26 protein-coding genes are annotated in these 25,284 nt (G+C 66.0%); 10 read left to right on the top strand and 16 right to left on the bottom strand.

The window, feature by feature from the left end:
* Nucleotides 1–13: 13 nt before the first annotated feature.
* The 7 genes from CX676_RS10740 to CX676_RS10710 form a co-directional block, all read right to left on the bottom strand.
* Entirely contained in the window at nucleotides 14–826 is an 813-nt protein-coding gene (locus tag CX676_RS10740) for an enoyl-CoA hydratase family protein (RefSeq protein WP_101752607.1), read from the bottom strand.
* On the bottom strand, nucleotides 823–1,257 hold the full coding sequence (locus tag CX676_RS10735; protein WP_101752606.1) for a MarR family winged helix-turn-helix transcriptional regulator: 435 nt from the start codon (nucleotides 1,255–1,257) through the stop codon (nucleotides 823–825). The genes CX676_RS10740 and CX676_RS10735 overlap by 4 nt, the downstream gene beginning before the upstream one ends.
* Nucleotides 1,254–1,979, bottom strand: a complete 726-nt coding sequence (locus CX676_RS10730; protein WP_101752605.1) for an SDR family NAD(P)-dependent oxidoreductase — start codon at nucleotides 1,977–1,979, stop codon at nucleotides 1,254–1,256. Before CX676_RS10730 ends, CX676_RS10735 begins: the two co-directional genes overlap by 4 nt.
* Nucleotides 1,976–4,261 carry a bifunctional salicylyl-CoA 5-hydroxylase/oxidoreductase gene (locus CX676_RS10725; protein WP_101752604.1) on the bottom strand — a complete coding sequence of 762 codons (2,286 nt, stop codon included), beginning with the start codon at nucleotides 4,259–4,261 and terminating at the stop codon, nucleotides 1,976–1,978. The genes CX676_RS10730 and CX676_RS10725 overlap by 4 nt, the downstream gene beginning before the upstream one ends.
* Nucleotides 4,262–4,305: 44 nt before the next feature.
* Nucleotides 4,306–4,995, bottom strand: coding sequence for a sirohydrochlorin chelatase (locus CX676_RS10720; RefSeq protein WP_101752603.1), 690 nt, complete (start codon nucleotides 4,993–4,995; stop codon nucleotides 4,306–4,308).
* A gap of 7 nt (nucleotides 4,996–5,002) precedes the next feature.
* On the bottom strand, nucleotides 5,003–5,566 hold the full coding sequence (locus tag CX676_RS10715) for a DUF4202 domain-containing protein (RefSeq protein ID WP_101752602.1): 564 nt from the start codon (nucleotides 5,564–5,566) through the stop codon (nucleotides 5,003–5,005).
* A 64-nt stretch (nucleotides 5,567–5,630) separates the two neighbouring features.
* The gene (locus tag CX676_RS10710; protein WP_332872956.1) at nucleotides 5,631–6,641 is read right to left on the bottom strand and encodes an NAD(P)/FAD-dependent oxidoreductase; all 1,011 of its coding nucleotides are present in this window, start codon (nucleotides 6,639–6,641) and stop codon (nucleotides 5,631–5,633) included.
* A 37-nt stretch (nucleotides 6,642–6,678) separates the two neighbouring features.
* On the opposite strand from CX676_RS10710, the gene mnmD reads away from it, so the two are divergent.
* The gene (gene mnmD, locus CX676_RS10705) at nucleotides 6,679–7,350 is read left to right on the top strand and encodes a tRNA (5-methylaminomethyl-2-thiouridine)(34)-methyltransferase MnmD (RefSeq protein ID WP_101754269.1); all 672 of its coding nucleotides are present in this window, start codon (nucleotides 6,679–6,681) and stop codon (nucleotides 7,348–7,350) included.
* Here the strand turns inward: mnmD and CX676_RS10700 are convergent.
* Nucleotides 7,347–8,072 carry a rhomboid family intramembrane serine protease gene (locus CX676_RS10700; protein WP_101752600.1) on the bottom strand — a complete coding sequence of 242 codons (726 nt, stop codon included), beginning with the start codon at nucleotides 8,070–8,072 and terminating at the stop codon, nucleotides 7,347–7,349. The genes mnmD and CX676_RS10700 overlap by 4 nt on opposite strands.
* 111 nt (nucleotides 8,073–8,183) lie before the next feature.
* Between CX676_RS10700 and CX676_RS10695 the strand changes: the two genes are divergently transcribed.
* The 4 genes from CX676_RS10695 (at nucleotide 8,184) to CX676_RS10680 (ending at nucleotide 11,836) form a co-directional block, all read left to right on the top strand.
* Nucleotides 8,184–9,452 (top strand): 4-aminobutyrate--2-oxoglutarate transaminase, encoded by a 1,269-nt coding sequence (locus CX676_RS10695; RefSeq protein WP_101752599.1) that lies wholly within the window; start codon nucleotides 8,184–8,186, stop codon nucleotides 9,450–9,452.
* A gap of 102 nt (nucleotides 9,453–9,554) precedes the next feature.
* A complete protein-coding gene (locus tag CX676_RS10690; RefSeq protein ID WP_101752598.1) occupies nucleotides 9,555–10,481 on the top strand; it encodes an ABC transporter ATP-binding protein in 927 nt (308 codons plus the stop codon).
* Nucleotides 10,478–11,239, top strand: coding sequence for an ABC transporter permease (locus CX676_RS10685; protein WP_101752597.1), 762 nt, complete (start codon nucleotides 10,478–10,480; stop codon nucleotides 11,237–11,239). The genes CX676_RS10690 and CX676_RS10685 overlap by 4 nt, the downstream gene beginning before the upstream one ends.
* 84 nt (nucleotides 11,240–11,323) lie before the next feature.
* The gene (locus tag CX676_RS10680) at nucleotides 11,324–11,836 is read left to right on the top strand and encodes an HdeD family acid-resistance protein (RefSeq protein WP_101752596.1); all 513 of its coding nucleotides are present in this window, start codon (nucleotides 11,324–11,326) and stop codon (nucleotides 11,834–11,836) included.
* Here the strand turns inward: CX676_RS10680 and CX676_RS10675 are convergent.
* Nucleotides 11,833–12,291 carry a hypothetical protein gene (locus tag CX676_RS10675; protein ID WP_101752595.1) on the bottom strand — a complete coding sequence of 153 codons (459 nt, stop codon included), beginning with the start codon at nucleotides 12,289–12,291 and terminating at the stop codon, nucleotides 11,833–11,835. The two genes, CX676_RS10680 and CX676_RS10675, sit on opposite strands and share 4 nt — an antisense overlap.
* Nucleotides 12,292–12,405: 114 nt before the next feature.
* Between CX676_RS10675 and rimO the strand changes: the two genes are divergently transcribed.
* Nucleotides 12,406–13,785 carry a 30S ribosomal protein S12 methylthiotransferase RimO gene (gene rimO / locus CX676_RS10670; protein ID WP_198590349.1) on the top strand — a complete coding sequence of 460 codons (1,380 nt, stop codon included), beginning with the start codon at nucleotides 12,406–12,408 and terminating at the stop codon, nucleotides 13,783–13,785.
* 38 nt (nucleotides 13,786–13,823) lie between these two features.
* Here the strand turns inward: rimO and CX676_RS10665 are convergent, their stop codons facing one another.
* Nucleotides 13,824–14,678: a hypothetical protein gene (locus CX676_RS10665; protein ID WP_157935896.1), complete on the bottom strand. Its 855-nt coding sequence runs from the start codon at nucleotides 14,676–14,678 to the stop codon at nucleotides 13,824–13,826.
* Nucleotides 14,679–14,729: 51 nt separating this feature from the next.
* Between CX676_RS10665 and CX676_RS10660 the strand changes: the two genes are divergently transcribed.
* Together CX676_RS10660 and ettA are read left to right on the top strand one after the other, a co-directional pair.
* A complete protein-coding gene (locus CX676_RS10660; protein WP_232816420.1) occupies nucleotides 14,730–15,707 on the top strand; it encodes a sulfotransferase family protein in 978 nt (325 codons plus the stop codon).
* 57 nt (nucleotides 15,708–15,764) lie between these two features.
* A complete protein-coding gene (ettA, locus tag CX676_RS10655) occupies nucleotides 15,765–17,420 on the top strand; it encodes an energy-dependent translational throttle protein EttA (RefSeq protein WP_101752592.1) in 1,656 nt (551 codons plus the stop codon).
* Between the two features lie 568 nt (nucleotides 17,421–17,988).
* Here ettA and CX676_RS10650 read toward each other — a convergent pair.
* Together CX676_RS10650 and CX676_RS10645 are read right to left on the bottom strand one after the other, a co-directional pair.
* Entirely contained in the window at nucleotides 17,989–18,579 is a 591-nt protein-coding gene (locus CX676_RS10650) for an outer membrane protein (RefSeq protein ID WP_101754267.1), read from the bottom strand.
* A gap of 241 nt (nucleotides 18,580–18,820) precedes the next feature.
* Entirely contained in the window at nucleotides 18,821–19,033 is a 213-nt protein-coding gene (locus CX676_RS10645) for a hypothetical protein (protein WP_101752591.1), read from the bottom strand.
* A gap of 183 nt (nucleotides 19,034–19,216) precedes the next feature.
* Between CX676_RS10645 and CX676_RS10640 the strand changes: the two genes are divergently transcribed.
* On the top strand, nucleotides 19,217–19,849 hold the full coding sequence (locus CX676_RS10640) for a DsbA family protein (RefSeq protein WP_101752590.1): 633 nt from the start codon (nucleotides 19,217–19,219) through the stop codon (nucleotides 19,847–19,849).
* Here CX676_RS10640 and CX676_RS10635 read toward each other — a convergent pair.
* The 3 genes from CX676_RS10635 to lysM form a co-directional block, all read right to left on the bottom strand.
* Nucleotides 19,846–20,142, bottom strand: coding sequence for an HNH endonuclease (locus CX676_RS10635; RefSeq protein ID WP_101752589.1), 297 nt, complete (start codon nucleotides 20,140–20,142; stop codon nucleotides 19,846–19,848). The genes CX676_RS10640 and CX676_RS10635 overlap by 4 nt on opposite strands.
* Nucleotides 20,133–22,013, bottom strand: coding sequence for an acyl-CoA synthetase (locus CX676_RS10630; protein WP_101752588.1), 1,881 nt, complete (start codon nucleotides 22,011–22,013; stop codon nucleotides 20,133–20,135). The genes CX676_RS10635 and CX676_RS10630 overlap by 10 nt, the downstream gene beginning before the upstream one ends.
* Nucleotides 22,014–22,162: 149 nt before the next feature.
* Nucleotides 22,163–22,744 (bottom strand): peptidoglycan-binding protein LysM, encoded by a 582-nt coding sequence (gene lysM / locus CX676_RS10625; protein WP_101754266.1) that lies wholly within the window; start codon nucleotides 22,742–22,744, stop codon nucleotides 22,163–22,165.
* Nucleotides 22,745–22,908: 164 nt separating this feature from the next.
* Between lysM and CX676_RS10620 the strand changes: the two genes are divergently transcribed.
* Complete coding sequence (locus tag CX676_RS10620; RefSeq protein WP_232816419.1) at nucleotides 22,909–23,445, top strand: CAP domain-containing protein; 537 nt, start codon at nucleotides 22,909–22,911, stop codon at nucleotides 23,443–23,445.
* Nucleotides 23,446–23,447: 2 nt separating this feature from the next.
* On the opposite strand, the gene CX676_RS10615 is transcribed toward CX676_RS10620, so the two are convergent.
* A complete protein-coding gene (locus CX676_RS10615) occupies nucleotides 23,448–25,268 on the bottom strand; it encodes an ABC transporter transmembrane domain-containing protein (RefSeq protein WP_101752586.1) in 1,821 nt (606 codons plus the stop codon).
* Nucleotides 25,269–25,284: the final 16 nt, after the last annotated feature.

Genomic DNA, 25,284 nt, shown 5'->3' with positions numbered 1-25,284 from the left:
CGCCCCCGCTCTGTCAGTTACCCTCGAAAACCGGCGTCTCCTTGGCGACGAAGGCGCGATAGGCGCGTTCGAAATCGCGGGTCTGCATGCAGATGGCCTGCGCCTGCGCCTCGGATTCGATCGCCTGGTCCAGCCCCATGTTCCATTCCTGGTTCAGCTGGGTCTTGGTGATGCCATGCGCCCAGACAGGCCCCGCCGCTATGGCCCGCGCCAGATCCATCGCCGCTGCCTCGACATCCTCGTGCAGGCTGTTCCAGAAGCCCCAGCGCTCGCCCTCTTCGGCGCGTAGCACCCGGCCGGTATAGAGCAGCTCTGCCGCCCGCCCCTGACCGACGATGCGCGGCAGCATGGCGCAGGCGCCCATGTCGCAGCCTGCCAGCCCGACCTTGGTGAACAGGAACGCCGCCTTGGCCGAGGGCGCGGCCAGCCGCAGGTCGCTGGCCATGGCCATGATCGCCCCGGCGCCGACGCAGATGCCCTCGACCGCTGCGATCACCGGCTTCCCGCAATGGATCATCGCCTTGACCAGTTCCCCTGTCATGCGGGTGAAGGCCAGCAGTTCCGGCATCTCCATCCCGACCAGCGGGCCGATGATCTCGTGCACATCACCGCCCGAGCTGAAATTGCCGCCATTGCTGGCCAGCACCACCACATCGACATCGCTGGCATGGGCCAGATCGCGGAAGGTGCGGCCGAGTTCGGCATAGCTGTCGAAGGTCAGCGGGTTCTTGCGCTCGGGCCGGTTCAGCCGGATCACGGCGATGCGGTCGCTGACGCTCCACAGGAAATGCTGGGGGCAGAGGCCCGCCATCTGGATCGGTTTCATGTTGCCTTTCCTGCGCGGGTCAGAATCTCGCGCATCGTGTCTAGATCGTTGTCGCTCAGCCGGTCGAAGATCGCATCCACCTCGGCCTCGTGGCCGGTGGCCATCGCCTCGAAGCTGGTCAGCCCTGCCGGGGTCAGGCGCACGCGGATGCGGCGGCGGTCGCCATCCTCGGCCTCGCGCCGGGCGAGGCCATCGGCTTCCAGCCGGTCGACGACGGCGGTGGCATTGCCGTTCGACACCAGCAACATCCGCGACAGTTCCGACATGGTCACGCCGTCGCGCCGCCTCCACAAAGCCGCCATGACATCGAACCGGGGCAGGGTGGTGGCATGTTCGCGGCGAAGGTAGTCGCGCAGGTGGTTTTCCGCCCCGCGGGTCACGCCCAAGAGGCGGATCCACAGCTTCAGCCGGCGCTTCGACAGATCGCTCATGCGCTTTCGCCCCCATCGAGGGTGATCGCCTGACCGTTGACGCAGGCCGCCGCGGGCGAGGCCAGCCACAGGGCCGCCGCCGTCACCTCTGCGGGCGGGATCAGCCGGCCCTGCGGGTTCTTCCCGGCCAGCGCGGCAATGGCCTCGTCGCGCGAGCGCCCCGTCTTCTCCATGATATTGGCGATGCTGCGGCCGGTCATCTCGGTATCGAGATAGCCCGGGCAGATGGCATTGACTGTGATGCCCTTCTTCGCCACCTCCAGCGCCAGCGAGCGCACGAGCCCCATCACGCCGTGCTTGCTGGCGGCATAGGGCGCGGCATAGGCGGCTCCGCGCAGTCCCGTGATCGAGCAGATGGCGATCAGCCGCCCGCCTTCACCCATCTGCGCCAGTCCTTGTTGGAAGGTCAGGAAAACCCCGGTCAGGTTCGTGGCGATCATCCGTTGCCAATGCTCCAGCGTCACCTTGCCGAAGGGCGCGGCCTCGGCCACGCCGGCATTGGCGATGACGATCGGACAGGGCCCGGCCTCGCGGAACATCGCGGCCACGCTGTCCGCGTCGGTGACATCGCCCTGAACCGCGCGGATCGGCCCCTCTGCCACGTCGGTCAGCCGGTCGAGGCGGCGCCCGGTGATCACCACCTCATGCCCGGCTTCGGCAAAGGCGCGGGCCATGTCGGCGCCGGTGCCCGATCCGCCTCCGGTGATGAGGACGCGGCTCATGCCCGGATCGCCTCGGCTTCACGCTCGGCCAGCCGCCGCGCCTGATCGCGCCCGGCGAGGTAGGGCAGGGGCCAGCTCGTCGCCTTGTCCCCGAGCGCGGTGGCGGCGTGCAGCGTCCAGTAGGGGTCGTTCAGATGCGGCCGGGCGAGGCAGACCAGATCAGCGCGGCCCGCCATGAGGATGCCGTTCACATGGTCGGGCTCGTAGATATTGCCGACCGCCATGGTGGCGATGCCGGCCTCGTTCCTGATGCGGTCGGAAAACGGCGTCTGGAACATCCGGCCATAGACCGGCCGCCCCTCCACGCTGGTCTGACCAGCGGAAACATCGATGATATCGGCCCCGGCCTCGCGGAACATCCGGGCGATGCTGACCGCCTCTTCCGGGGTGACGCCATGATCGCCGACCCAGTCGCAGGCACTGATCCGGACCGAGATGGGTTTCTCAGCGGGCCAGGCCGCGCGCATGGCCGCAAACACCTCGAGCGGGTAGCGCATCCGGTTTTCCAGCGAGCCGCCAAACTCGTCCGTCCGCTGGTTCGAGAGGGGCGAGATGAAGCTGGAGATCAGGTAGCCATGGGCCGCGTGCAGCTCCACCATGTCGAAGCCCGCCCGCGCCGCCATCCGGGTCGCCGCGACAAACTGATCGCGGACCTCCTCCATCTGCGCGCGCGTCATCGCCTCGGGGACGGCATTGCGATCCGACCACGGGATCGCCGAGGCCGAGAGAAGCGGCCAGTTATCGTCCGCAAGCGGCTGGTCCATCCCCTCCCACCCGATCCGGGTCGAGCCCTTGCGGCCCGAGTGACCGATCTGGCAGCAGATCTTGGCGTCGGTTTCCTGATGCACGAAATCGACGATCTCGCGCCACGCCGCCTCGTGCTCGGGCGCATAGAGGCCGGGGCAGCCCGGCGTGATCCGGCCCTCGGGCGAGACGCAGGTCATCTCGGTATAGACTAGACCCGCGCCGCCCTTGGCGCGCTCGCCGTAATGCACCAGATGCCAGTTGGTCGGCTTGCCGTCGATGGCCTTGTATTGCGCCATGGGCGAGACAACGATGCGGTTCTTCAGCCGCATCCCGCCCAGCTGATAGGGCGCGAACATCGGCGCGCGGCCGGGCTGGCCGCCGACCTGTTGCTGAAACCAGTCCTCGGCGCGGCGCACCCAGTCGGGATCGCGCAGGCGCAGGTTCTCATGGCTGATCCGCTGGCTGCGGGTCAGCAGCGAATAGGTGAACTGGACCGGGTCGAGATCGAAATAGCGTTCGACCTGCTCGAACCATTCAAGGCTGTTGCGCGCCGCCGATTGCAGGCGCAGCACCTCGAGCCGGCGTTCCTCTTGGTAACGTTCGAAGGCGGCTTCCATTGTCGGTTCCGAATGCAGGTACTCAGCCAGCGCGATGGCGCTGTCAAAGGCCAGCCGCGTGCCAGAGCCGATCGAGAAATGCCCGGTCGCCGCCGCATCGCCCATCAGCACGACATTGCCTTCATACCAACGCTCGCAGATCACCCGTGGAAAATTCATCCACACCGCCGAGCCGCGCAGATGGGCGGCGTTGGACATCAGGGGATGACCGCCCAAATGACCCGCGAAGACCTCGCGACAGGTCTCGACGATCTCCTCCTTGCTCATGCCCTCGAAGCCGAAATTCTCCCATGTCTGCTGGCTGCATTCGACGATGAAGGTCGCGGTCTCGTCGTCGAACTGATAGACATGCGCCCAGACCCAGCCATGCCGGGTCTTCTCGAAGATGAAGGTGAAGGCGTCGTTGAATTTCTGGTTGGTGCCCAGCCAGACGAACTTCGCCAGCCGCATGTCGATATCCGGCTTGAACACCTCCGCATATTCGCGCCGCACGGTGCTGTTCAGCCCGTCCGAGGCGACCACCAGATCATAGTCGCGGCGATAGTCCTCGGCAGCCTTGAACTCGGTCTCGAAGCGCATCTCGACGCCCAGCTCGGTCGCGCGGGCCTGCAGGATGGTCAGCATCTTCTTGCGGCCGATGCCGGCGAACCCATGCCCGCCCGAAACGGCGCGATGGCCGTCGCGGATCACCGCGATATCGTCCCAGTAGATGAAGTTCTCGCGGATCGCATCGGTGGATTGCGGGTCGTTCCGCTGCATCCGATCCAGCGCGTCATCCGACAGCACGACGCCCCAGCCGAAGGTGTCATTGGCGCGGTTGCGCTCGATCACCGTCACCTGATGCGACGGGTCGCGCAGCTTCATCGAGATGGCGAAATAAAGACCCGCAGGCCCGCCGCCGAGGCAGAGAATCTTCATGCCGGTGCTCCCCCTTGCCGGGCCAAGCTGGCATGGAGGAAAATTTATTTCAAGTTTAAAATTTCTGCCCGGATCGCGGCGGCGATGAGGCTGGGAACCTCGGGTGCCAGCCCGATCGGATCGAGGCGCGGGCCGGTGAAGCCTGCACCGTCCAGCGCCGCCGGAAGGTCATCGGTCACATGCTCGGCCCGCAGCGCGAACAGCGGCAGGTGAACCGCGCGATCGAGCCCCCGCGCGGCATCCGCGATGAAGGGCTCCTGCTCGACAAAGCCAGTGACGACGCGGGCAAATTGCGGGGCGATCTGACCGGCGATGGCCGTCGTGATGGTGAAACTGGCTTGGCTCACCTGCGAGCCATGGGCAGAAAGCAGCAGGGTGGTCTCGGCGGGCGCCCAGCCTTCGGTTGCCGCAGCCGCATGGGCCTTGGTCACGATCAGTCCGGGTAGCGCCGGATCGGTGCCGAAGGGCAGCAGGATGCGGGCCTCGGTCGCGCCGGCCTCGGCCAGCTTCTTCGGCAATTGTTTCCGCGTGAACCAGCCCTCGGCCATGAACATCGGATAGATCAGGCTGTCCGCGTCAACCACCGCCGCCAGCGCGCCGGGCATGGCGAGCGTGGCACCCGTGACCGTGCAACCGGGATCATGCTTCGCAACCTGCGCCGCCAGATCGCGGATGGCCTGTTCCTGCGGCCCGGGATCGCCGGGCTGGCCATGGGCAACGATGACGGCTTTCATCGCCGGATCACTCGGCGCGGAAGAACTGCGCGAACTCATCAGGCATGGGGAATTCCGCCAGCACCCGGGCGCGTCCATCGGCGGACATCTTGCGGGCGGTCAACTCGATGATGCGGGGCATCTTCTCGTCGGGCTGATCGGCCATGAAATCGCCCAGATACCAGCGGATGAAGGTAAAGCAGATCACGTCTTCCAGCGCCTGCACCTCGGGATCGCGCTTGATCCCCTGCTTGGTCAGCATCTTGCGGGCGCGGTCGATCTCGTCACCGTGATAGCCGGCTTCCTCCATGATGCCGCCGACGCGGTTGGCATGGCGGCGGCCCTGCTCGGTCCGCCATTGCAGATAGCCGGCGCGGTCCATCGGGTAATCCTGGCGCGGCAGCTTCCAGCGCTCGATATGCTGGCCACGGCAAGCGATGCACAAGACGTCCGAGGCTTCGGGGAACAGCCGCACCTGCTCGGCCGTCATCCGCTCGCCATAAAGCAGCGCGGCGGGGTGGCCGTGCTCCAGCGTCGGATCGGCGGCATTGGCCTTGTCGATGGCGGCAAAGACGGTTTCGAGCGGGGTCATGGCGGCTGTCCTTTTCCCGCAAGTGTCGCGCGGGTAGGGGCGTGGCGCAAGCGTGATGTGGCCGTTACGCGGCGGGCAGGCGGAAGCCGTCGGGGATGCTATCGCGGCCCTCAAGGATCAGGTCAGCCATCAAGCGGGCAATCTTCGGGGCCATGCCGAAGCCGATCTTGAAGCCGCCATTGGCGATGAAATGCCCGGGCCGACCGGGGAAGGGCCCGAGGATCGGCGCGCGGCTTTGCGCGCGGGGACGGATGCCGGCCCAGGTCTCGATCAGCGCCGCGCCCTCCAGCCCCGGGCAAAGGTCGCGGGCGCGGGTCAGCAGCGCGTCGATCTGGTTGTCGGGGCGGTCATGGTCGAACCTGTTCTCGCTGGTCGAACCGATGGCGGTGGTGCCATCCGCATGGGGCACGATGTAAAGCCCGTCGGCAAAGACCTGCGGGCTGTCTGGCAAAGCGAGATCCAGCAGCGCCGACTGACCCTTGACCCCCTGACCGATCTTGCGCCCGGTGGCGGCGTTCAGCGCCAGAAGCCCCTCGGTGCCAGTGGCCCAGATCACCGGGCCGGGCAGGTCGTTGGGCGCGGCCTTTCCCTCGATCACCTCGCCGCCCTTGGCGCGGATGGCACCGGCGAGCGCCTGTAACGCGGCGCGCGGGTTCAGCCGGGCGGTCAGGTCGTCCTCGAGCCAGAGGCCGGCTGTGGCCAGCGGGCTGGCCGGGTTCTCGACAATCCGCATCCCGATCCCCTCGGGCCAATGCCGCGCCGCGCCGTCGAGCCGGGGTTGCAGGGCGGCGGGATCAGTGACCGGCTGCAACCGGCCCATGCGGGCATATCCGCTGGACAGCCCCGATACGGCCTCGACCTCGGCCCAGAAGTCCGGGGCCATCAGCAGGCTGTCCAGCTGAAACGCCTTCTTGTCGTTCCATGTGTCGGGGGTATGCGGGGCCAGCGCGCCGACATGACCGCCCGAGGAGCCGGCGCAGATCTGTCGGGCCTCGTGGACGCGCACCCGCGCCCCGCGCCGTGCCATTTCCCAGGCACAAGCGAGGCCGAAGATGCCGCCGCCGATCACGCTCACGCTTGCCAAACCCTGCGCCTTTCCCCTAGCTGCCGGCATGAGCGAGTTACCCGAGAACGGCAGCGGCAACCAGCCGCATCTGGAATGGCGCGAGGGCGGCATCCCGGTCTCGACCCGCTTTGACGACCCCTATTTCAGCCTCGCGGGCGGGCTGGCCGAGACGGCCCATGTGTTCCTTGCCGGCAATGACCTGCCGGAACGACTGCGGCCGGGGTTCCATGTCGCGGAACTGGGCTTCGGCACCGGGCTGAACCTGCTGGCATTGGCGCGGCTGGCGACGGTGCCGCTGCGGTTTACCAGCTTCGAGGGCTTCCCGATGAGCGTCGAACAGATGGAACAGGCCCATGCGGCCTTCCCCGATCTGGCGGACCTCTCGGCGCAGCTGCGCGCCGGCTGGCCTGCCCGGCGGATGCAAGTGGGATTGGTCGAAGCCGAGGTGATAACCGGTGACGTGCGCGCCACGCTGCCCGATTGGCAGGGGCGGGCGGATGCCTGGTTTCTCGACGGCTTCTCGCCGGCCAAGAACCCCGAGATGTGGGGCGAGGGGTTGATGGGTGAGGTGGGCCGTCACACCGCGCCGGGCGGCAGTTTCGCCACCTATACTGCCGCCGGCCACGTGCGGCGCGCGCTGGCGGCGGCGGGCTTTGTGGTCGAGCGCCGCCCCGGTTTCGCCGGCAAGCGACACATGTCGGCGGGGCGGTATCCCTAGCGTCGCACCGTGGGGATGCGGCTCTGCGGATAGTCGATCGCCGGATGCGGCGGATGGCCGTGGGTGCGCTGCCAGAAACCCGGCCCGCCACGCCGCAGGAACAGCGGCAAGGCCAGCACGATCCCCGCGACGAAACCGCCGGCATGGGCCCAATAGGCCACGCCCTCCTCGGCGCCAAGGGTCGAGAAGCCGCCAAAGACCTGCAGTGCGAACCAGAAGGCCAGCATTACCCAGGCCGGGATGGTAAAGATCTTGATGATAATGATGATGATGACCAGCACGTCCACCTTGGCGCGCGGGAACAGCAGCAGATAGGCGCCCATCACCCCGGCAATCGCCCCCGAGGCCCCGACCATCGGCACGCCGGAATTCGGGTCGGGGATGATCTGCGCGAAGGCCGCCGCCAGCCCGCAGGCGAGGTAGAACAGGAGGAACCCCAGATGCCCCATCTGGTCCTCGAGATTGTCGCCGAAAATCCACAGGAACAAGAGATTGCCGCCGATATGCAGGAAACCCGCATGCAGGAACATGTGGCTGACCAGCCCCCACAGCATCTCTCCATGCGTCACGGCGACGGGATAAAGCGCAAGCTGTGCCCAAAGCGCGTTGAACTGGTCGCTCCAGCCCTGAGTCAGCACGAACATCAGAAGGTTCAGCGCGATCAGCGCCATGGTGACATAGGGCCGCCGCGTCGACGGGTTGTGGTCGCGGATCGGGAACATCGGGGGGCCTTTCGTGGTCGTCTGCTACAACCTGCCCCTTCGCGCGCCATCTGGCAAGCGGGGCGCGGCCAGAGTAGAAATGGCGCCAGACCATGGGTGAGGAGCCTTGCCATGAGCACGATGACCGACCGCAAGAATGCCGCCATTTCCCGCGGTGTCGGCATGACGACGCAGATCTATGCCGACCGCGCCGAGAATGCCGAGATCTGGGACAAGGCGGGCAACCGCTATATCGACTTCGCCGCCGGGATCGCCGTGGTGAATACCGGCCACCGGCACCCCAAGGTGATGGCCGCGGTCAGGGACCAGCTCGACCGCTTCACCCATACCTGCCACCAGGTCGTTCCCTACGAGAATTACGTCGAACTGGCCGAGCGGCTGAACAACCTCGTGCCCGGCGATTTCCCGAAAAAGACCATCTTCGCCACCACCGGCGCCGAGGCGGTCGAGAACGCGGTGAAGATCGCGCGCCATTACACTGGCCGCCCGGGCATCGTCGCCTTTGCCGGTGGCTTCCATGGCCGCACCTTCATGGGCATGGCGCTGACCGGCAAGGTCCAGCCCTACAAGGCCGGGTTCGGACCGATGATGAACGATGTCTGGCACCTGCCTTTCCCAAATCCGCTGCATGGCGTCAGCGAGGCGGACGCGCTGGCGGCGCTGGACCGGCTGTTCAAGGCCGATCTGGAACCGGGCCGGGTCGCGGCCTTCATCATCGAGCCGGTTCAGGGCGAGGGCGGTTTCTACGAGGTGCCGACGAGCTTCGTGCAGAAGCTGCGCGAGATCGCCGACGCTTACGGCATCCTCCTGATCGCCGACGAGGTGCAGACCGGCTTTGCCCGGACCGGCAAGCTTTTCGCGATGGAGCATCACGGCGTTGCCGCCGATCTGACCACCATGGCCAAGGGGCTGGGCGGCGGTCTGCCGATCAGCGCCGTCACCGGCCGGGCCGAGGTGATGGACAGCCCCAATCCGGGCGGTCTGGGCGGCACCTATGCCGGCAACCCCCTGGGCGTGGCGGCGGCCCATGCGGTCTTGGACGTGATCGAGGAAGAGGGGCTGAACGACCGCGCCACCCGTCTGGGCCAGCGGCTGAAGCAGCGTCTGGCTGCCCTGCGCGACGAGGTGCCCGAGATCATCGACATCCGTGGCCCCGGCTTCATGAACGCGGTCGAGTTCAACGTCGCGGGCAGCGACAAGCCTAACCCCGACCTTGCCAACCGGGTCAGGGAAGAGGCGCTGAAGCGCAACCTGATCCTTCTGACCTGCGGCGTTTATGGTAACGTCATCCGCTTCCTCGCGCCGCTGACCATCCCCGATGCGGTCTTCGACGAGGCGCTGGATATTCTGGAAGACAGCATCAAGGCCGCGCGGGGCTGAGACCTGCCCGCCGGGCTTGTGCGAATTTGAACAGGCGCGGTGAGTGGACAAGCCATTCACCGCGTTCTAGCTTGCGCGTCTTGCAAACCGAGGAGCCGCGGCATGGGCGCGATCATCGAGGTCGATCATCTTTCGAAACAATATGCCAGCGGCACCAAGGCGCTGGACGATGTCAGCCTGACCATCGAGGAGGGCGAGATTCTGGCGCTGCTGGGGCCGAACGGCGCCGGCAAGACCACGCTGATCTCGATCATCTGCGGGCTGGTGGTGCCGACCGGCGGCACCGTCCGCGTCGGCGGCCATGACATCCGCACCGACTGGCGCGCCGCGCGCGAGCTGATCGGGCTGGTGCCGCAGGAAATCTCGCTCGACCTCTTCGAGACGGTCGAGAACAGCGTGAAATTCTCGCGCGGGCTTTACGGCAAACCGGCCGATCCGGCCTATGTCGAGCAGGTGCTGCGCAGCCTGACGCTGTGGGACAAGCGCAAGGCGCAGGTGCGGGAACTGTCGGGCGGGATGAAGCGCCGGGTCCTGATCGCCAAGGCGCTGGCGCACAAGCCGCGCGTCCTGTTCCTCGACGAGCCGACCGCCGGGGTCGATGTCACCCTGCGCCGCGAGATGTGGCAGGTGGTGCGGCAGCTCAGGGCCGATGGCGTGACCATCATCCTGACCACGCATTATCTGGAAGAGGCCGAGGAGATGGCCGACCGGATCGGCGTCATCGACAAGGGCCAGCTGCAACTGGTCCGGCCCAAGGCCGAACTGATGGGCGAGTTCGGCTGCAAGACCCTGACGATCGAGCTGGACCAGCCGCTGACGGCGCTGCCCGAGACCCTGCAGGGTCGCAGCCTGACGCTGTCAGATGACCGCCAGTCGATCAGCTATGACTATGAATCGCGCGCCGGCCGCTCGGGCATCGGCCGCCTGCTGGCTGACCTGTCGGCGGCGGGGGTCAGCGTCCGCGACGTCTCGACCCGGCAATCCAGCCTTGAGGATGTGTTCCTCAACCTGTTGGAGGACAAGGCATGAACTGGCAATCCGTCCGCGCCATCTACCGCAAGGAGATGATGCGCTTCTTCCGCACGCTGACCCAGTCCATCGCCTCGCCGGTGATCTCGACCACGCTTTACTTCGTGGTCTTCGGTGCCGCACTCGGCAATCGCATCCAGTCGGTCGAGGGCATCGATTACGGCGCCTTCATCGTGCCGGGGCTGATGATGCTGACGGTGCTGCAGCAGTCGGTCGCCAATGCCAGCTTCGGCATCTATTTCCCGAAATTCTCGGGCACGATCTATGAATTGCTGGTAGCCCCCACGGGTTGGGCCGAGGTGGTGCTGGGCTTTGTCGGCGCGGCGGCGACCAAGGCGATCTTCGTCGCGCTGCTGATCCTTGCGACCAGTTTCTTCTTCGTCGACATGCACGTCGCCCATCCGATCTGGATGATGGCCTTTCTGATCCTCTCGGCCATCGGCTTCTCGCTCTTGGGCTTCATCATCGGTCTCTGGGCGAAGAATTTCGAACAGCTACAGATCATCCCGATGATGGTCATCACGCCACTCGTCTTCCTTGGCGGCGCCTTCTACTCGGCCAGCATGTTGCCGCCCTTCTGGGAGGGCGTGGCCAAGCTGAACCCGGTGCTCTACCTGATCTCGGGCTTCCGTTGGGCCTTTTTCGGGCTGGCCGATGTGCCGGTTGGCGTGTCGCTGGTGGCGGTGGCCATCATGATCGGCCTCTGCATGGCGCTGATCCGCTGGATCTTCTACACCGGCTGGCGGCTGCGCGAGTAATCGTCGCACCCTGCAACCTGCCGTGGACAAGCCCGGGAGCCTGTGAGAGATTTTTCCAGCGAAACCAATGTTGGAGAGACTATTATGGGTTCTCGAGTTCTCTGGATCGTTGTCGGCGCAATCTCGGTTCTGGCCGGGATCTTCGCCCTCGCCAATCCGCTGGCGGCTACGCTGGCCGCCGAGACACTGGCCGGCTGGGGCTTCCTGATCGTCGGCATTTTGCAGGTCGTCTTCGCCTTCCGCGATATCGGCTGGGGCGCGCGCATCTGGGCGATCCTGATCGGCCTCGCCTTCGTGCTGACCGGCATCTCGCTTCTGGGCAATCCGCTGGCGGGGATCATCTCGCTGACGGTGCTGGTGGCGGTGATGTTCCTTGTCGCCGGGCTGGGCAAGGTCATCATCTCCTTCTCGCTGCCGCGTGGACCGGGCTTCTGGCTGATGCTGCTCAGCGGCGCGCTGTCGGTGGTGCTGGCGGTGATGATCTTCTCGAACTTCCCGCAATCCGCCGCGGTGATCCTTGGCGTTCTGCTGGCGATCGAACTGATCTCGAACGGGGTGGCGATGATCACCCTCGGCTCGATGCGGCGCGAGGCCTAGCTGCCCTGCCGGGCCCCCAGGTTGCAGATCTTGATCTGGGGGTCCAGCCGACGGTACTCGGCGGCGGACATCACGTGCATGTCCAGTGAATACTGCCAGCTTGCGTACCAGCGACGACGAATCTCGCCGCGATAGAACTGGCCCATGATGTCGCCCACCATCGGCGGGATGATCTTGGTGCCGGGAATGCGCGGCGCGTGGAACCCGACCCGCGCCTTGGGGCCAAGGCAGGCATTCGGCAGGGTCAGGTAGATGGTGCAGGCCGAACGGCAATAGCCGCGGATGCGCACCAGCCGGCCCGAGCGCTGCAGCTCGTTCCGCCGCTGGATCGTTTCCAGCACGTTCCCGCCGGAATCGTTCGAGATGTCGATGGGACGCTGTGTCTGCGCCGCGACCGGCGTCGCGGTGGGCAGGCTCAGCAGGAGGGACAGGGCGATCAGGACAGGTTTCAACATTCGGTCACTTTGCGTCAGTCGCGCGCCGGGGGAAAGCCACATTGCCGCGAGCGAGAGGCCCGCCGGCGTGAGCCTGCCCTTGCCCGGTGACGGGCGGGGCCGTATATGCCGGCAATGACCCAGAACCCGCCCAACCTGCGCCCGGATCTTGCCCGCGCCCATATCCCCGAGCTGCGCCGCCCCGGCCAGCCGACCATCGGCATGGTCAGCCTCGGCTGTCCCAAGGCGCTGGTCGACAGCGAGCGCATCCTGACCCGCCTCAGGGCCGAGGGCTATGCCATCAGCGCCGATTACAACGGCGCGGATGCGGTGATCGTCAACACCTGCGGCTTTCTGGACAGCGCCAAGGCCGAAAGCCTCGAGGCCATCGGCGAGGCGTTGCAGGAAAACGGACGGGTGATCGTCACCGGCTGCCTCGGGGCGGAGCCCGAATACATCACCGGCGCGCATCCCAAGGTTCTGGCCGTCACCGGTCCGCATCAATATGAATCGGTGCTGGATGCCGTGCATGGCGCGGTGCCGCCCGCGCCCGATCCCTTCGTCGATCTGCTGCCGGCCTCCAGCGTCAGCCTGACGCCGCGCCATTACAGCTATCTGAAGATCTCCGAGGGCTGCAATCACAAGTGCAAGTTCTGCATCATCCCCGACATGCGCGGCCGTCTGGTCAGCCGCCCGGCCCATGCCATCGTCCGCGAGGCCGAGAAGCTGGTCGCTGCCGGGGTCAAGGAACTGCTGGTGATCTCGCAGGATACCAGCGCCTATGGGCTTGACCGCAAGCACGAGACCGAACGCGGCCACCGCGCCCATATCGTGGACCTCGCCCGCGACCTTGGCTCGCTTGGGGCCTGGGTGCGGCTGCATTACGTCTATCCCTATCCCTTCGTGCGCGACCTGATCCCGCTGATGGCGGCCCATTCGGAATCTGGCGGGCTGGTGTTGCCCTATCTGGATATCCCGTTCCAGCACGCCCATCCCGATACGCTGAGGCGCATGGCCCGGCCCGCTGCCGCCGCGAAGACGCTGGACGAGATCGCGGCCTGGCGCGCGGTCTGCCCCGAGATCACCCTTCGCTCGACCTTCATCGTGGGCTATCCCGGCGAGACCGAGGCCGAGTTCCAGACGCTTCTGGACTGGCTGGACGAGGCGCAGCTGGATCGCGTCGGGGCGTTTCAATACGAGAACGTCAAGGGCGCGCGGGCCAATGATCTGCCCGACCATGTCGCGCCCGAGGTGAAGCAGGATCGTTTCGACCGCTTCATGGAAAAAGCGCAGGCCATCAGCGAGGCCAAGCTGGCCGCCAAGGTCGGCCAGCGCCTTCATGTCATCGTGGACGAGGTCGATGACGAGGGTGCCACCTGCCGCACCAAGGCCGACGCACCCGAGATCGACGGCAACCTGTTCATCGACGAGGGGTTCGAGGGCCTGCATCCCGGCGATATCGTCGAGGTGACGGTGGACGAGGCCGGCGAATACGACCTCTGGGGGCACCGTTAGGGCAAAGGGTCCGGCCCTTCACCGGGGCCGGCCCAGCCTTACATGCAGCTTTGCACCAGCCGCTCGATCTCGGCGGCATCGCGACGATAACGGGTCATGGTGCGTTCCATCACCGCCTTGAAATTCGAGCGGCTGGCGTTCAGCCCGCCCGAGATCTCCAGCCGGCGGTTGAAAGCTCCTTCCAGCTCGCGGTTATAGGTGACCATGGCCCGCGCGATCTGCGCCATGGCGCTGACCTGCTTGGCGGTGCGGGTCTTGTTGCTGGGGTCGGCATCGGCGACATCGGCGACCCGCTGGACCAGACCCGCCAGCCCGTCCACCCCGCCTTCGATGGTGCGCGTGCCCCGGCTGGCGGCATCCGCCTTGGCGATCTCGCCGAGGTTTTCAGCCCCCGACAGCGCCAGATCGGCCGATCCCTTGGCAAAGACACCGCCCGCCGAGGTTGGCTTGATGCGGCCCATGGCCCGGCCAAGAACCGTGCGGCCGAACTCGTTCCAGCTGGCCTGACCCGAGACAAGATCGGTCAGCGCGCCGTTCAGATCCGAAATCTCGCGCGTCTGGTCCGACAGCTCCCGGACCGCCTCGCCGCCCTTCAGCCCGCCCACTTCCATCAGACTCGCGCCAAGGTCCAGCGTCGCCAGCGAGGTCTTGTGGATCAGGTCGACGATCAGCCAGACCCGGCCCTCGCGATCCAGCCGGTCCAACTCGGCCATCATGCTGCGGTATTCCTGGTCGGTCGCCGCGATCAGCCGCTTCAGGTTGGCCAGCTTGGCGCGGTTGTCGACGCATTGGCTCGAGGCAAGGATGCGATGGCGGCGCATGGCATCGCTGACGCTGTGATGGGACTTGATCGGCCGCATCGGACGCGCGGCAAGGGGCAACTGGCTGGACATGACGAAACCGGATCGCTGATGACGGACACTATGCCGCAGAGGCTAGGGCGCGTGCGGCCTGCTGTCCAGCGCAACGGCGCGATGGCCGGGCTTGGGCTTGCCCGCGTCTTGTGGCAAGAGGGGCGCGGTGTCACCAGCAGACAGGACGGCATGACCACCGAACGCGAAATCGACTGGAACGCACCCGGCAAGCCCCGCAAGCCCACCATCATCGGCATCGGCGCGCAGAAGGCCGGGACCACCTGGCTGTCGCAGATGCTGGCCCAGCACCCCAAGATCTGGACCCCGCCTTTCAAAGAGGTGCAGTTCTTCAGCCATCGCTTTGTCGAGGAGCACCGGCAATGGCTGCCCTGGCATTTCCGCCGCTCGCGCCAGACCATCGAACGTCGCTGGGGCCTGCGCGGCGATCCGATGCCGCAGGGGCTGATCGACTATCTCGACGGCATCACCGCCGACCCGATGTTCACCAATGACTGGTATCGCCGCGTCTTCGCCCCGGCGCCGCCGGGCAGCCAGACCATGGATGTCAGCCCGGAATACTCGACCGTGCCCGAGGAAGGTGTCGCCTTCATCCGCGATTTCCTCCCGCGCGCGCGGTTCATCTATATCCTGCGCGACCCGGTCGACCGGGTGGTCTCGCAGATGAAGATGCACATGACGCGGAAGAAGAAGAACCCGCGCGAGGCCGGGCCGTGGCTGGAGCTGCTGGAGAGCGAGCCGGCCCTGTTCAACCGGGGCGACTACGCCGCCTACGTGCCGCGCTGGCAGGCGGCCTTTGGCCCCGAGAAGCTGATGATCCTGCCCTTCGGCCGCATCAGTGCCGATCCTGCCGGGCTGCTGTCCGAGATCGAGGATTTCCTCGGCCTGCCGCATCACGCCTATGAGAATGCCGAGCGCAAGGTCTTCGCTGCCCCGGATGACCTTCTCGCCCCGCCGGAACTGCGCGCGATCCTGGCCGACCGTCTGCAGGACCAGACGGATTTCCTGCAAAGTGCCTTCCCGCCGGAATTCACCGCGCAACTGCGCTGACCTTTCCTAAAGCCGCGCGATCCCCTAAATAGCCTGCAACATTTGCAGGAGATTCCCATGGCGTCCTATCAGTATGTCTATCACATGGACGGCGTGTCCAAGACCTATCCCGGTGGCAAGAAGGTCTTTGAGAACATCCGGCTGAACTTCCTGCCGGGGGTCAAGATCGGCGTCGTTGGCGTGAACGGCGCCGGTAAGTCGACGCTGCTCAAGGTGATGGCCGGGCTCGACAAGGATTTCTCGGGCGAGGCCTGGGCCGCCAAGGGCGCGACCGTCGGCTATCTGCCGCAGGAACCGCATCTGGATCCGAACCTCGACGTGCGCGGCAATGTCATGCTGGGCGTGGCGGCGAAGAAGGCCAAGCTCGACCGCTATAACGAGCTGGCGATGAACTACTCGGACGAGACCGCCGAGGAAATGGCTACGCTGCAGGACGAGATCGACGCCGAGAACCTCTGGGACCTGGACAGCCAGATCGACGTGGCGATGGAGGCCCTGCGCTGCCCGCCCGACGATGCCAATGTCGAAACCCTGTCGGGCGGTGAACGCCGCCGGGTGGCTTTGTGCAAGCTGCTTCTGGAAGCGCCCGACATGCTGCTGCTGGACGAACCGACCAACCACCTCGACGCGGAAACCATCGCCTGGCTGCAGAAGCACCTGATCGAATATCCGGGCACGATCCTGATCGTGACCCATGACCGCTATTTCCTCGACGACATCACCGGCTGGATCCTCGAACTGGATCGCGGCCGCGGCATTCCCTACGAGGGCAACTATTCCGCCTGGCTCGACCAGAAGGCCAAGCGGCTGGCGCAGGAGGCGCGCGAGGACAAGGCCAAGCAGAAGACGCTGGAGCGCGAGTTGGAATGGATCCGCGCCGGTGCCAAGGCCCGCCAGGCCAAGCAGAAGGCCCGGATCAACGCCTATAACGAGTTGGCCGGCCAGTCCGAGCGCGACAAGCTGACCCGCGCCCAGATCATCGTCCCGAATGGCGAGCGTCTTGGCGGCAAGGTGATCGAGGTCGCCGGGCTTAAGAAGGCCATGGGCGACAAGCTTCTGATCGAGAATCTGGATTTCACAATTCCGCCCGGCGCCATCGTCGGCGTGATCGGCCCGAACGGCGCCGGTAAATCCACGCTGTTCCGCATGCTGACCGGCCAGGACCAGCCCGACGAGGGCCAGATCACGCTCGGCGATACAGTGCAGCTCTCCTATGTCGACCAGTCGCGCGACGCGCTCGACGGCAACAAGACGGTCTGGGAGGAAATCTCGGGCGGGGCCGAGCAGATCGAGCTGGGCGATGCGACGATGAACAGCCGCGCCTATGCCAGCGCCTTCAACTTCAAGGGCGGAGACCAGCAGAAGAAGGTGGGCCAACTGTCCGGCGGTGAACGCAACCGCGTCCACATGGCGAAACTGCTGAAATCCGGTGGCAACGTGCTGCTGCTGGACGAACCGACCAACGACCTCGACGTGGAAACCCTGCAGGCGCTGGAAGCCGCGCTGGAAGATTTCGCCGGGTGCGCGGTGATCATCTCGCACGACCGTTTCTTCCTCGACCGCCTTTGCACGCATATTCTTGCGTTCGAGGGTGATGCCCATGTGGAATGGTTCGAGGGCAACTTTGAGGCCTATGAAGAGGACAAGGTGCGGCGGCTGGGGCCGGACAGCATCGAGCCGAAGCGGGTGAAGTACAAGAAGTTCACGAGGTAGAAAAAGGGCGCCGAGAGGCGCCCTTTACGGTTGCTCGATCAAGTGTTTCATCCGTGCCCGCGGACTGACGCTGCACTGCCGTTGCACAGCAAGCGTAGGGTGGGGTTAGACCCCACCATCGCGGTGGATCGTGGTGGGTTGGAAAAACCACCCTACACCGAGTCCAGATCAGCCGCGCCGATGGCCCGGGCGGCCGCTGCAACCCCGCGCATACCGTGTACGCCCTGTGCACCCCTAGGTGCACGCTCTTTGCAGCAATCGTAGGGTGGGGTTCCACCCCACCGATTGCCCGTTTCCCTGTTCGCATGGTGGGGTGAAACCCCACCCTACGCCCAGACCCGTCGTGAACGGCCGCACGCACCATTCCGCTCAACCCCGTGCACGCCCGGTGCACCACCTGTGTATCCCCGGTGCACGCCCTGCGCAGCCAAAACCCCAGCATTTGCTGACGAAACCCGTTCCCCGGCCCCGCTGTTGCGCCACCCACCGCACGCAGCCGTTGCACCCCCGCAAACGAAAAGAGCGACCCCGAGGGGTCGCCCTTCCGTCTCACGCGGATCAGCTTCGATCAGAAGCGGAACGAGGCGCGGACCTGCACCATGTCGCTGTCCAGGTCCAGACCATCGACGTTCTGCACGTCGCTGAAGTCCTGCTTGGTGTACTCGGCGCCGACGGTGAAGCGGTCGGTGACCATGTATTCACCACCGATGCCATAGGTCACGTCGGTTTCCGACAGGTCGTTGTCGCCCGAGATATGGGCGGCGCCCAGGGTGACGTAGGGCAGGAATTTGCCCATGTCATAGCCGGCGCGGCCACGCAGGCGCCACAGGTCGGCATCGCCATCGGCGTCGTCGAGGTCGACCTTGTTATAGTCGAGTTCGCCGCCCAGGACGTAGTTGCCGAAGTCGTGGTTATAGCCGCCATGGACACCGTAGGCGTCGAAATCGGACTCGACGTTGTCGCCGCCAAGCGAGGCCTCGGCGTTGCCCTGGCCGTACTGCAGACCGGCGTAGAAGCCCGTCCAGTCGGTGCCGGCATCAACGGCAACCGGGGCGACCGGGGCGATGACCGGGGTCTCGACGACCGGCGAGGTATAGCCGCCAGCGAAGGCCGAACCGGCGGTGAGGGTGGCTGCAACAGCCGCAATTGCGAGTTTCATCTGAAACATCCTTCTTCTGTGTTTCGCCAGCCGATCTAGGTCTGGCTCTGACAGGGTTGAAGGGCCGATGACGGGCATCTGCGGGCTGCGTGTCGCTGCCGCAACCAACGAAACGTGATCGAAAGTGACAGGAAGTCCAGCATTTGCTGGTGTTCTCGTCTCGCAGACGGTTACCTCTGTGCGGCGTGGCACAGGGTCTGCGCATCCGCGCATAGGTCAATCCGGGCGGAGCGGCCCGGTGTTACGAGGTCACGGCCTTGCTCATCCCGCAGCGCGAGCCGCTGGCGGGTTTGATCGTCTCGGGCGTGGTTTGCAGATTGGCGTCGGTTTCCTGCGGTGCCGGCAGGATGACCACGGGCTTTGTCGTCTCGGTGCCGGTCGTGGCCTGCTGCGCAAGGGCCGGCGCGGCCAGAAAGGCGGCGGCAAGCGCCAGGGTCAGGGCATGGCGGGGCATGGGTGATCCTTTCGATTGCGGGTTAAGAACCTTCATCCTGCGCCCGAATCGCCAGATCACAAAATCACGCTTTCCCGATGCCGCGAAAGCGAGCAGGCTTGGCCCACCCGATCGTGACTGTCTCGCCGCCCGTTTCACGTCTAGGGTTCCGTCGCGACCGCCCTTGACCGAAAGGACCGCCACATGCCGAGCCGCCGCCACCTTCTCATCGGTGCCACCGCCCTTGGCGCCAGCGCCGCTCTGCCGGCTTTCGCCCAGGGCGCCGACCGCCCGAACCCGATGCCCGAGGATCTGCGCAAGGCGATCGAGCGTGACCCGAATGCGCCGGTCCTCGGCAATCCCGAGGGCAACCTGACGCTGACCGAGTTCTTCGACTATAACTGCCCGTTCTGCCGCCAGATGGTCGGGGTCGTGCAGCAGCTGATCTCGTCGGACCCGCAGTTGCGCGTGGTCTACCGCGAATGGCCGGTCTTCGGCGAGGGCTCGGAATTCGCGGCGCGGGCCTCGCTGGCCTCCCTGCGACAGGGCAAATACTGGCAGTTCCACGCCGCGCTGATGGCGATGAAGGACCGCGCGGCCGAGGCGAGCGTCATGCGCATCGCCCGGCAGATCGGGCTGGACGTGACCAAGCTGCGCGCCGACATGGAGCGGCCCGAGATCGACGAGCATATCACCACCTCGTTCCAGCTGGCCGATCACATGGGGCTGATGGGCACACCGACCTTCATCGCGGGCGACGAGGCCGTCTTTGGTCGCATGTCGCTGAAAGAGGCGCAGGACCTGGTGGCGCGGGGGCGCAAGACGCTGGGGGTCTAGCGCACCTTGCCCTTCCAGCCGGGTGGCCTTCGCGCCACCCAGGCGAAGAAGCGGGCAAGGTCGGGATGCCCACGCAGCGCCTCGACGCTGTTGAACTGCCGGGCAAGCTCGGTCTCGCTCAGGGTCTTGTGGATGGTCGAATGGCAGACCTGGTGCAGCAGCACTGTCTCGCCGCCCTTGCCGCCGCGCAGTTTCGGGATCAGGTGATGGCGGCTCTGCGGCGCACCGGGCGGGATCGGCCGCCCGCAAAGCGGGCAGACCGGATGTTCGGGGTCAGGATCGGTCAGACCCATTCCCAGGGGCGGGTGAATTCCCCCAGCTTGGCCTTGATCGCGGCCTCGTCCACCTCGCCGTCGCGGGCCAGACGCGCGACCAGACCGCGCTTCTTGTCCTCGACCACCTCGGCCACATGGGCGCCGGTGCCGTTCAGCGCGGCGTCGTAGACGCGGGTGATGGCCATGCGGCGCAGGTCGGGCTTGAAGATCTTGCCCACCGCCGTCTTCGGCAGCTCGGCCATGATCTCGATATGCTTGGGCAGGGCGGCGCGCTCGTGGATATGGGTCTTGGCGTGTTCCATCAACTCTTCGACGGTGACGGTCGCGCCCTCGGTCAGTTCGACATAGGCCGTGGGCAGTTCACCGGCAAAGGCATCGGGCTGGCCGATGGCGCCGGCAAAGGCGACCTGCGGGTGGCTCAGCAACCCGTCCTCGATCTCGGCCGGGTCGATGTTATGGCCGCCGCGAATGATCAGGTCCTTGGCGCGGCCGGTGATCCACAGGTAGCCATCGGCATCGATGCGTCCCAGATCGCCGGTGCGCAGATAGATGCCTTCGGCAAACAGGTCCTTGTTCTTGTCGGCCTCGGTATAGGTCGAGCCGGCATAGACGCCCGGATTGGCCACGCAGATCTCGCCCACCTCGTCGGCACCGCATTCCTGCACGCCGCCGGGGATGTGCTTGAGGATGCGCACATGGGTATGGGGCAGGGGAATGCCGACCGAGCCCACTTTCTTGGCACCGTCAACCGGGTTGCAGCTGACCAGACAGGTCGCCTCGGTCAGGCCATAGCCCTCGGCGATCTCGACGCCGGTGGCGGCCTTGAAGCGGTTGTAAAGTTCCAGCGGCAGCGGCGCCGAGCCCGAGATGGCGGTTTTCAGCGACGAGACATCGGCATTCACCGGGCGCTGCATCAGCGCCGAGATGGCCGTGGGCACGGTGATCAGGAAGGTGACCTGCCAGCGCTCGATCAGCTTCCAGAAATTGTCGAAGACGCCGTCGCCGCGATAGCCGGCGGGGGTCGGCATGACCACATGCGCGCCCGAGGCGATGCAGGACATCAGAATCGGGTAGGCGGCAAAGACGTGGAACATCGGCAAGGGGCAGATCAGCACGTCGGTTTCATCAAACAGCAGCCGCCCGCCCAGCCAGCCATTGTAGATCATGCCCGAGTAAAGATGCTGCGCCACCTTGGGCGTGCCGGTGGTGCCGCCGGTGTGGAAATAGGCGGCGACGCGGTCTTCCTGCGGATCGTTGAAATCCAGCCTTGTATGCTTGCTGCCGCTGGTCGCGGCCTCGAAATCCAGCACCTTGGCGTGATGCTTGACCGGAACCTTGGGGCGCACCAGCGGCACGATGAATTTCTTCAGCCCGGTCAGGTGGCGGTTCAGGTCGATCTCGACCACATGGGTCACGTTCGGAGCTTTGCTGACCGCCTCGGCGGCTTTCTGCGCCACGTCCGTCTTGGGAAAGGCCTTCAGCGTGACCAGCACCTTGGCCTTGGTCTCGCGCAGGATGCCGGCGATCTGCTCGGCGTCCAGAAGCGGATTGATCGGGTTCACGATGCCGGCGGTGGCCCCGGCCAAGAGCACGATCGGTGTCTCGATGCTGTTCGGCAGCAGGTAGGCGACGGTATCCTTGGGCCCGACGCCGAGGCTGCGGAACAGGTTCGCGGTCTCGGTCACCCGGGCGTGGAATTCACGCCATGTCAGGGTGGTGGCATGGTCGCGCTCGCCCGAGAGCAGCTGGAACGAGAGGGCAGGGCGGTCCGGAAAACGCTCGGCCGTGGCGGACAGAAAGCCGTAGATTGTCTTCGGTAGCTGCCGGCTTCCATAGTCCATCTCGGACTCGATCCGGTTGCGATCTTCCATGCTGCCAAAGCGGCTCATCAACGCCTCCCCCCGATTACGCGTCTTGTCCAGCCGGCCTCCTGCCATGCCGGGTGGCGCAAAGAATGAGGCAAAATTACCAATGAGGGCAAGGGTCTTGCCCCTGCCCTCGGGCGCTGCAACGCAGCGTCAGAATGGGTCACGCAGGGTCAATTTGCCTGCGGAATGCGCAATGTCTGGCCCGGATAGATCTTGTCGGGGTCGCTGAGCATCGGGCGGTTGGCCTCGAAGATGGCGTTATACTTGTTGGCATTGCCCAAGTACTTCTTGGCGATGGCCGACAGGGTTTCGCCCTTGGCAACGGTGTGGAACACCGGTGCGGCCGCGGCGGGCTGGGGCGCGGCTTTCGGCGCGGCGGGTTTTTCGGCGGCGGGTTTTGCTGCACCTGCCTCGGCCTTAGGCGCCTCGGCCTTCGCAGCCGGTGCGGCGGGCGCGCCGGGCAGATCGGCCTCGACATGGGCGATGCCCTTGATGTTGCCGACGGCCAGGATCAGCTTCTCCATGGTCTCACGGTCGGCACCCTTGGATTCCACTATCACCGTGTCTCCGCGCAAGCGCAGGTGCACATCGCCGCTGTCCAGCCCCAGACGCTTCACTTCGGCTTCCAGCGCGGCGACCTTGGCCTTGGTTGCCTCGTCCAGCGCTGGACCGCTTGGCTTCGCCTCGGCGGCTTCGGCTTCCGACCCGAAGATCGATTTGCCGGCGTCCTTCACGAAATCCCACAATGCCATGGACTGTCCTTTCAGGTTCATGTCTCGATCGTCAAAACGCCAGCCGGATGACGAAGTTCCGCAGCACGGTCGGCATTGCCAAACTGCACCGAAATGTTCGATTCGTTGAAGCCTTGAAAAATGCGGGCTATACAACCTTAGCGAGAGCGGGAGGGATGCGGCGAATGAGCAGGTACTTTCTTGCGTCACTGATGGCGCTGATGCTCGCCGGATGCGCGGGGGACAGGGGTGGGCTGCACGCCTCGGCCAGCAGCAAATACCCCGATGTCCAGGCAAGCCCGCCGGGTGCGGCGCAATGCCATGCGACCAGCGCGGCCGAGAACGCGACAGCGGCGGCGGCAACCAATGCGGCGCGCCGGGCCGCAGGTCTGCCGGATGTACAGCCGAACGCGGTGCTGGCGCGCGCCGCCGCCGCCCATGCCTGCGACATGGCCGAGCGCGGGATGATGGCGCATCGCGGGCGGTCCAGCAGCGGCCCGGCGGCACGGGTCAAGTCGCTTGGCTATGCCCCGCGCCTGACCGCCGAGAACATCGCTGCCGGTCCCTATTCGCTGAACCGGGTGCTGGCCGAGTGGAACGCCTCGGGCGGGCATCTGGAGAATATCCGCATCCCGCAGGTGCGCGAGGTGGGCATCGGCCGCGCCGTCGGTTCGGATGGGCGGACGGTGTTCTGGTCGGCGGTCTATGGCGCGCCGAAATAGCGTCAGGCGGTCGCCTGAACCTCGTCCCCGGCCATGTCATCCTGAAGCTGCCCGGCGGTGAACTGCAGCCGCGCCAGCCGGGCGTAAAGCCCGCCCTGCGCCACCAGCTCGTCATGGCGACCCTCGGCCACGATCCGGCCATGATCGAAGACCACCGTGCGGTCTGCCGTCTTTACCGTCGCCAGCCGGTGGGCGATGACGATGGTGGTGCGGCCCTTGGACAGACGGTTGATCGCCTCCTGCACCGAGGCCTCGGATTGCGCGTCCAGCGCGCTGGTCGCCTCGTCCAGCAACAGGATCGGCGCATCGCGCAGGATGGCGCGGGCGATGGCGATGCGCTGGCGCTGGCCACCCGACAGCATCACCCCGCGCTCGCCCAGCTGGCTGTCAAAGCCCTGCGGCAGGGCCGTGATGAAGTCATAGGCATTGGCGGCGCGGGCGGCAGCCTCGACCTCGGCATTGCTGGCCTCGGGGCGGCCGAAGCGGATATTGTCGCGCGCGGTAGCAGCGAAAATCACCGGGTCCTGCGGCACCAGCGCCATCGCCTTGCGGAAATCGGCCCGGGCCATGTCCTTGAGATCGATCCCGTCCAGCGTGACCTGGCCCAGATCGGGGTCCCAGAAGCGCTGGATCAGCTGGATCACCGTGGTCTTGCCGGCGCCCGAAGGCCCGACCAGCGCCACGGTCTCGCCGGGGCGGATGGTCAGGCTGACATCTTCCAGCGCGGACATGTCGGGACGCGAGGGATAGTGGAAGGTGACGCCCTCCAGCGCGATGGCACCCCGGACGGGGCGGGGCAGGGCGACGGGATGGAGGGGGTCGTGGATGTTGTCCTCGGCGGTCAGCAGCTCGGTCAGTCGCTCGGTCGCGCCGGCGGCGCGCTGCAACTCGCCCCAGATCTCGGACAGCGCCCCGGTCGAGCTGGCGACGAGGATGGCATAGATGACGAATTGTACCAACTCGCCCGCCGTCATGGTGCCAAGCCGCACGTCGCGCGCGCCAATCCACAACACGCCGATCACCCCGGCGAAGATCAGGAAGATGACGATACTGGTCATCACCGCGCGGGTGCGCACGCGCGACAGCGCGGTGTCGAAGGATTTCTCGGTCACCCGGTCAAAGGCCGCGCTGCTGGCGGCCTCGTGGGTATAGGACTGCACCGTCTGCGCGGCCAGCAGGCTTTCCGAGGCCGAACCCGAGGAGGCCGCGATCCAGTCCTGGTTCTCGCGCGAGAGCTTGCGCAGGCGCCGGCCCAGCACCACGATCGGCACGATGATCGCCGGCACGATCAGCAGGACAAGGCCGGTCAGCTTGGCCGAAGTTACGGCCAGCATCACCAGCCCCCCGACGAGGATCAGCATGTTCCTGAGCGCGATCGAGACCGAGGAGCCGACGACGGACTGGATCAGCGTGGTGTCGGTGGTGATGCGCGACAGCACCTCGCCGGTCATCAGCCGTTCATAGAAGCGCGGGCTCAGCGTGATGACCCGGCCGAAAACCGCCTTGCGGATATCGGCCACCACCCGCTCCCCGAGGCGCGTGACGAGGAAATAGCGCAGGCCGGTGCCCACGGCCAGCAGCGCCACGATCATCAGCGCGGCGCCGAAATACTCGTCCAGCAACTGCGCGCCCTGACCGAAGCCATCGACGACCCGGCGCACCGCCAGAGGCAGGACCAGGCTGATCCCGGCAGTCACCGACAGCGCGATCAGCGCCAGCACCACCTGAATGCGATAGGGCCAGATGAACGGGCTGAGCGCCCCCAGCGCCCCGACGCGGCGGGTGGTGGGGCGGTCTTCGATCACGGACGGGCTGCGTGCCATCTGGTTTCCTTCGCAC

This window comes from Paracoccus zhejiangensis (assembly GCF_002847445.1).
Lineage (GTDB): Bacteria > Pseudomonadota > Alphaproteobacteria > Rhodobacterales > Rhodobacteraceae > Paracoccus > Paracoccus zhejiangensis.
Note: the sequence above shows the minus strand (reverse complement) of the source record. Positions and strands in the feature narration are given on the sequence as shown.